The following is a 5599-nucleotide window of genomic DNA, read 5'->3' on the forward strand; positions in this document are numbered from 1 at the left end:
GCGAGGTCGGGCGCCGCGCCCGGCACCAGCGCGGCATGGCAGCCCCGCGCACCGAGGGCGGCCATGGCGGGCTCGACGCGCTCGGCCGGCAGCGCCACCACGGCGAGGTCCGGCGGCGCCGGGAGCGACGCGATGTCGGGCGCCTGCTCGAAGCCTTCATGCGCCATGCCGACGATGGAGAGCCGGCCCTTGAAGCCGCCGGCCGCCATGTTGCGCGCGAGAAGCCCCGCGGTCGGCTCGGCCGGGTCGGCCACCAGCACCACATGGCCGGGCCGGTACAGCGCCTCCTCGCGAAGAGCACCGCGCGGGCCGAGCGTGGGAAGTGGCTTCGTCATGGTGCGATGCAGCATGGGACGCGCCATCCCGGCCCGCAACCGGGCAGGCGCGTGGTCACGCGATCGGCGCGGGGGTTGCCGGCCGGCCCGGCCGGGCTTCCGATGGGGACGCCACCGGAGGACTTGCCCATGCCCGCCCCCGACCCCCGCTGGGACGCCGAGATGCTGGCCTTCAGCACCATGATGGAGGCGGAAGGCGCGAAGCACCCGCCGATGGAGCTCCGCCTTCCGCTGGACCTTGCGCGCGCCACCACGGAGGCGCTGAACGTCCCGCTCTGCGCCGGCGGTCCGGTCATGGCGGAGAGCTCGGATCGCTGGCTGCCGATCCGCGGCCGCCGGCTGCTCTGCCGGTTCCATCGCCCTGCGGCCGGAACACTGCCGGTGCTGGTCTACATCCATGGTGGCGGCTGGGTCTGGAACAGCATCGACACGCATGACCGGCTGATGCGCGACTACGCCGCCGGCGGCGGCTGCGCCGTCATCGGGCCTGACTATGCGCTGAGCCCGGAGGCGCCCTTCCCCCAGGCGCTCGAGGAATGCGCGGCGGTGGTGCGCTGGGTCGCGCGGCACGGCGCCGGCTGGGGCCTCGATCCCGCGCGCATCGTGCTTGGCGGCGACAGCGCCGGCGCGAACCTCGCCATGGGCGTCGCGCTGCTGCTGCGGGAGACCGACCCGGACATCGCGCTGCGCGGACTGCTGCTGAACTACGGCGTCTTCGACGCCGACCTGGCCACGCCCACCTATGAGGAGTTCGCGGAGGGCTACTTCCTGACGCGCGAGAAGATGCGGTTCTACTGGGACTGCTACTGCCCGCGCGCGGCGGACCGGCTGAACCCGCTGGCCTCGCCGCTCCGCGCCGACCTGCGCGGCCTGCCGCCCGTGCTGCTGCACATCGCCGAGCTCGACGTGCTCGCCGCGGAGAACCGCGCCATGGAGGCGCGGCTGCGCGAGGCCGGCGTGGCGGTGCAGAGCCGGCTCTTCCCCGGCACCGCACATGGCTTCCTGCGCGCGCTGAACCATGTGGGCGCCGCGCGGGACGCCGCCCGGGAGGGCGGGGCCTGGCTCGCCTCGGTGCTCGCCTGATGCCGCCGCCGGGCCGCAGCGCCTCGCCTGCCTGTCCTCGATAACCTTTCGGAGATGAACGGCGGATGAATGCCCTGGCAGGTGCCAGCAGGCCGTGGCATCCGTTCGTATCGTCCGGCTCAGTGACTCCCGCCAGGCCGGGTTATCAGGCAACGGATCTCGGGCATGTTCAGGCTGCTGCTGACGGGGAGTTTCGGAGCGTTGCTGGCGCTGGGCCTGGCCTGCGCGGCGCAGAGCTGGTCAGCCGCCGAGACGGCCACCTACCACAACGACCGTTCGCGCGTGGCCGAGGAGGTGCTGCTCGGCCACATGCGCCTGGCCGCCACGACCGAGGCGCTGCTGCGGGAGACGGCCTTCGCCGCGCTGGCCATGCCGGGAGAGCAGGTGGCGCCGCTCAACGCCCGCGAAAGGCTGGGCGAGGTATTCGACGCGGTGCGCCGCGCCATCGCGGCCGAGATCGCCCTGCGTCCGCAGGACAACTCGGAGCGGGAGGAAATGGTCCGGCTCTCCGCCATGCAGATCCATGCGACCGGTGTCGCGGACCGGCTGGAGCGCGCGGTGGACCTGTTCGTCGCGGGCCAGTTCGAGGCAGGCCGCACGATGATGCTGGCCGCCGCGGCCGAGGGCTTCGGCCCCGAATTCCGCAACGGCATATCGGCTGCGGTGCAGAAGGAACGGGCGGAGCTCGCCGAGACGTATCGCGAGGCATCGCAGGCCCTCTACGCGCTCGCCATGCATTCCAAGGTGGCCGCGCTGGCCGCGCTCATCGTCGCCGGCCTCGCGGTGTGGGGCCTGCTGCATGGCGTGCGCACCCCGCTGAACGAGCTGACGCTGGCCGCCGCGGCGGTCGCCGCCGGCGACCTCTCCCGCAGCATCCCGCTGACCAACCGGAAGGACGAGTTCGGCCGACTGGCGCGCAGCTTCGACATCATGGTGAGCGAGGTGGCCCGCGCCCGCGCCGGCCTCGAACAGTCCCGCGACAGGCTGGAGCGCGCGGTGGCCGAGCGCACCGCCGAGCTTGCCGCCGCCAATGCCTCCCTGCTGCGCAACGACGAGACCCGCCGCCGCTTCCTGGCCGACATCAGCCACGAGCTGCGCACGCCCATCACCGTGATCCGGGGCGAGGCCGAGATCGCGCTGCGCGGCGGCGACAAGACCGCCGCCGACTACCGGCAGGCGCTGTCCCGCATCGCCGACGAGTCCGCCCATACGGGCCGGCTGGTGGACGACCTGCTCTTCGTCGCCCGCTCGGCGGCCGGAGAGGTGCGCATGGCCACCCGCCCGGTCGCGCTGGCCGAGGTGGTGCAGAACAGCTGCGGCTCGGCACGGACGCTGGCCGATGCACGCCGGGTGGAGGTGCGGGAACGGCTGACGCCCGCGCAGGGCCCCGTGCTCGGGGATCCGGACCGGCTGCGCCAGGCCGTGCTGATCCTGCTGGACAACGCCGTCCGCTACTCCGAGCCCGGCGGCGAAGTCTCGGTGACGCTGGAGGAACAGGACAGCAGCGTACGGCTGACCGTGGCCGACCATGGCGCCGGCATCCCGCCGGACGAGATCGACCGGGTGTTCGACCGCTTCTACCGGGGCGACGGCGCCGCCGACCGGCACGCGGGCGGCAGCGGCCTCGGCCTGCCGCTCGCCCGCGCGATCGCCCGCGCGCATGGCGGCGACGTCATGCTGGAAAGCCGGCCGGGCGAAGGGACGATCGCCCGCCTGCTGCTGCCCCTGGCCAGGCGCCTGCCTGCCGCGGCATGACCGCGTCCCGCGTCCTGGTGGTGGAGGACGAGCCGCGCGTGGCGGATTTCCTCGCGCGCGGGCTGCGGGCCGAGGGCTACGTGGTGGACGTCGCCCGCGACGGGCGGGATGCGCTCTCGAAGGCCCGCGGCGGCGGCTATGCGGCCATGCTGCTCGACCTCCGGCTGCCCCGCCTCAGCGGGCGCGAGGTATGCATCGCGATGCGCCAGGCCGGCGACACCACGCCGATCATGATGGTGACGGCGCTGGACGCGCTGGAGGACCGGGTGGACGGCCTGACCATCGGCGCCGACGACTACCTGGCCAAGCCCTTCGCCTTCGACGAGTTGCTGGCGCGGCTCGGCGCGCTGATCCGGCGCAGCCGCGTGATGGCGCCCGCCGAGCCCTCCACGCAGCGCGGTCGCCTGCTGCGGGTGGCGGACATCGTCTTCGACCGGGACGCCATGGCGGTCTCCCGCGGCGGGCGCGGCATCGAGCTGACGGCGAAGGAGATGGCGCTGCTGGAATTGCTGATGGCCGCTCCCGGCCGGGTGTTCAGCCGGGAGCGCATCCTCAGCCATGTCTGGGGCGTGTCGGAGGACCCGCTGACCAACGTGGTGGACGTCTATATCCGCCGGCTGCGGCGCAAGCTGGAGGAGGAGGCGGGCGGGACGCCGGTGATCGTGACGGTGCGCGGCCACGGCTACCGGATCGACGGGGACGACCCGGCGGCGTGAGCGGGAACGCGCTGGACTGCCGGCGCTCCACGCCTTAGATTAGGAAAATCGCCCTAGGGTGGCGCGGCTCTTTCACATGGGAATCCGTCGGCATCCCGACCTGCCCGGCCGAAAGGGGGAATTTGTCCGAACCACGCGCGGCGCACGATGCCATCACCGGCACGCGCGGCGGCAATGCTGCAAGTTGAGATGCTTGTGGCTCGCAGCTCACGTCCCGGGCAAAGCTCACCTGCAGAAGGGCCGGTCGGACCGGTAGCTCCTCCGCCCGTATTTCGCCGCCAGGTTCGCCGGCCGCAGCGGACGCCGCAGCAGCACCTCGGCCAGGCGCCGGGCCAGGCCGGGCCGTTCGAGCGGATGATCGGGGGCGCCGGCATTGCGCAGCACGAAGACCTCCACCCGTCTCGTGGCCGGGTCGCCGGTCACCCGCAGCCCCGCCGGCGCGATCGCCACGTCGTAGGCGCCGCGCTCCACCGGCAGCGGTTCCGGCGCCGCAGCCCAGATCCCGGTGCCGGGCGGCTGGCGGTACGCCGCGGTGAGCGACCGCAGCCCCCAATGGCAGCTGCCGCGGCCAGAGTAGTTCTCGAGCAGCGCCGGATCGGCGCCCTCGTAGCCCTGGCTCAGCCCGCCGGCGGCCACCGCGCCGCGCGCGACGAAATGCGACCACGCCGCATCCAGCGCCCGCCGTGCCAGCCCAGCCGGGAAGGCGTCGCCGGGCAGCCCGGCCGACAGCACCAGCGGCGCAGGCAGCGCGGTGCGGTAGCAGGCGCTGCGCCCGAAGATCGGGAAGCCCGCCGGGGCGAAGAGATGGACGTAGCTGCGGGCGAAATCGGCCAGAGCCGCCTCGGGGAAGCCGGGATCGAGGGTCGGGTCCATCTCCGCCGCCAGCTGCAGGAAGTGGTGCATCTGCCAGGCATTGTAGAAATCCACCCGACCGCCGGGCCCGTCGGAGAACCAGCCCCCGCCCAGGTGGCAGGCCCTGAAGGCGGCGTAGTGCGCCCGCGTCGCCGGGTCGGGCGGCATCCCCCAGGCTTCGCGCGCCAGGCCGGCGACCAGCGGGAACAGGTGCCAGTTGCCGCCATAGATGCGCCGCGCCGCCGCCTGGGCCAGCCAGTCCAGCAGCGCCGCCTGAGCGACGGCGGGCATCGCCGCGCGCAGCCGGTCGCGCAGGATCCAGGCGACATGCGCGATGTCCCCGGCCTCCACGATGCGCTGGTCGAGGTCCACCGGCGCGCCCCAGTACTCCGGTGAGGCCGGGTCGCTGCCGGCGGTCAGCCCGGCAACGAGATGGCCGAAGGCATCGAAGCGGGTGCCGTCGGGCAGCGGGACGGCATCGCCCCGCGTCTCAACCCAGGCCGCGAGCAACGGCGCGACGCGGGCGAAGCCCTCCACCCCCTCGGACCGCCAGCCTCGAGTCCCCGGCACGCCGGGGTAATGGACCAGCGCGCAGCCCGGGCTGCGATAGGCCAGCACCCCCGCAGCGAAGTAGCCGACGAGGCGATCGTAGTCCTCATTCGCCAGCGCGGCTCGACCGCCGAACTCGGCTGCCAGCCTGGCATCCAGCGCCAGCAGCGCCGGTGCCGGCTTCACGCGGCGGAACCAGCCATCCACCGCCCCTGCCGCCGTGCCGGCCACGTGCAGCGCGGCGAGGCCGGCCAGGGCCAGCGCCCCGCCCCAGGCCCACACGCCGGGGCCAGCCGCCAGCAGCACGGC

The 5599-nt window shown here is 73.9% G+C and carries 4 protein-coding genes and 1 pseudogene; 3 read left to right on the forward strand and 2 right to left on the reverse strand.

What is annotated here, in order from left to right; translation table 11 throughout:
* Positions 1–350: pseudogene (locus tag OZN99_RS24005) on the reverse strand (GNAT family N-acetyltransferase); the annotation flags it as partial.
* Between the two features lie 114 nt (positions 351–464).
* Between OZN99_RS24005 and OZN99_RS24010 the strand changes: the two are divergent.
* The 3 genes from OZN99_RS24010 to OZN99_RS24020 all read left to right on the forward strand — a co-directional run bounded on the left by OZN99_RS24010 (position 465) and on the right by OZN99_RS24020 (position 3889).
* On the forward strand, positions 465–1418 hold the full coding sequence (locus tag OZN99_RS24010; protein WP_270937775.1) for an alpha/beta hydrolase: 954 nt from the start codon (positions 465–467) through the stop codon (positions 1416–1418).
* 165 nt (positions 1419–1583) lie between these two features.
* Positions 1584–3173 carry a sensor histidine kinase gene (locus OZN99_RS24015; protein ID WP_270937776.1) on the forward strand — a complete coding sequence of 530 codons (1590 nt, stop codon included), beginning with the start codon at positions 1584–1586 and terminating at the stop codon, positions 3171–3173.
* On the forward strand, positions 3170–3889 hold the full coding sequence (locus OZN99_RS24020) for a response regulator transcription factor (protein ID WP_270937777.1): 720 nt from the start codon (positions 3170–3172) through the stop codon (positions 3887–3889). The genes OZN99_RS24015 and OZN99_RS24020 overlap by 4 nt, the downstream gene beginning before the upstream one ends.
* 225 nt (positions 3890–4114) lie before the next feature.
* Here OZN99_RS24020 and OZN99_RS24025 read toward each other — a convergent pair.
* On the reverse strand, positions 4115–5599 hold a 1485-nt coding region (locus tag OZN99_RS24025; RefSeq protein WP_270937778.1), incomplete at its 5' end, for a DUF2264 domain-containing protein.

This window comes from Falsiroseomonas oryzae (assembly GCF_027856955.1).
Taxonomy (GTDB): Bacteria; Pseudomonadota; Alphaproteobacteria; order Acetobacterales; family Acetobacteraceae; genus Falsiroseomonas; species Falsiroseomonas oryzae.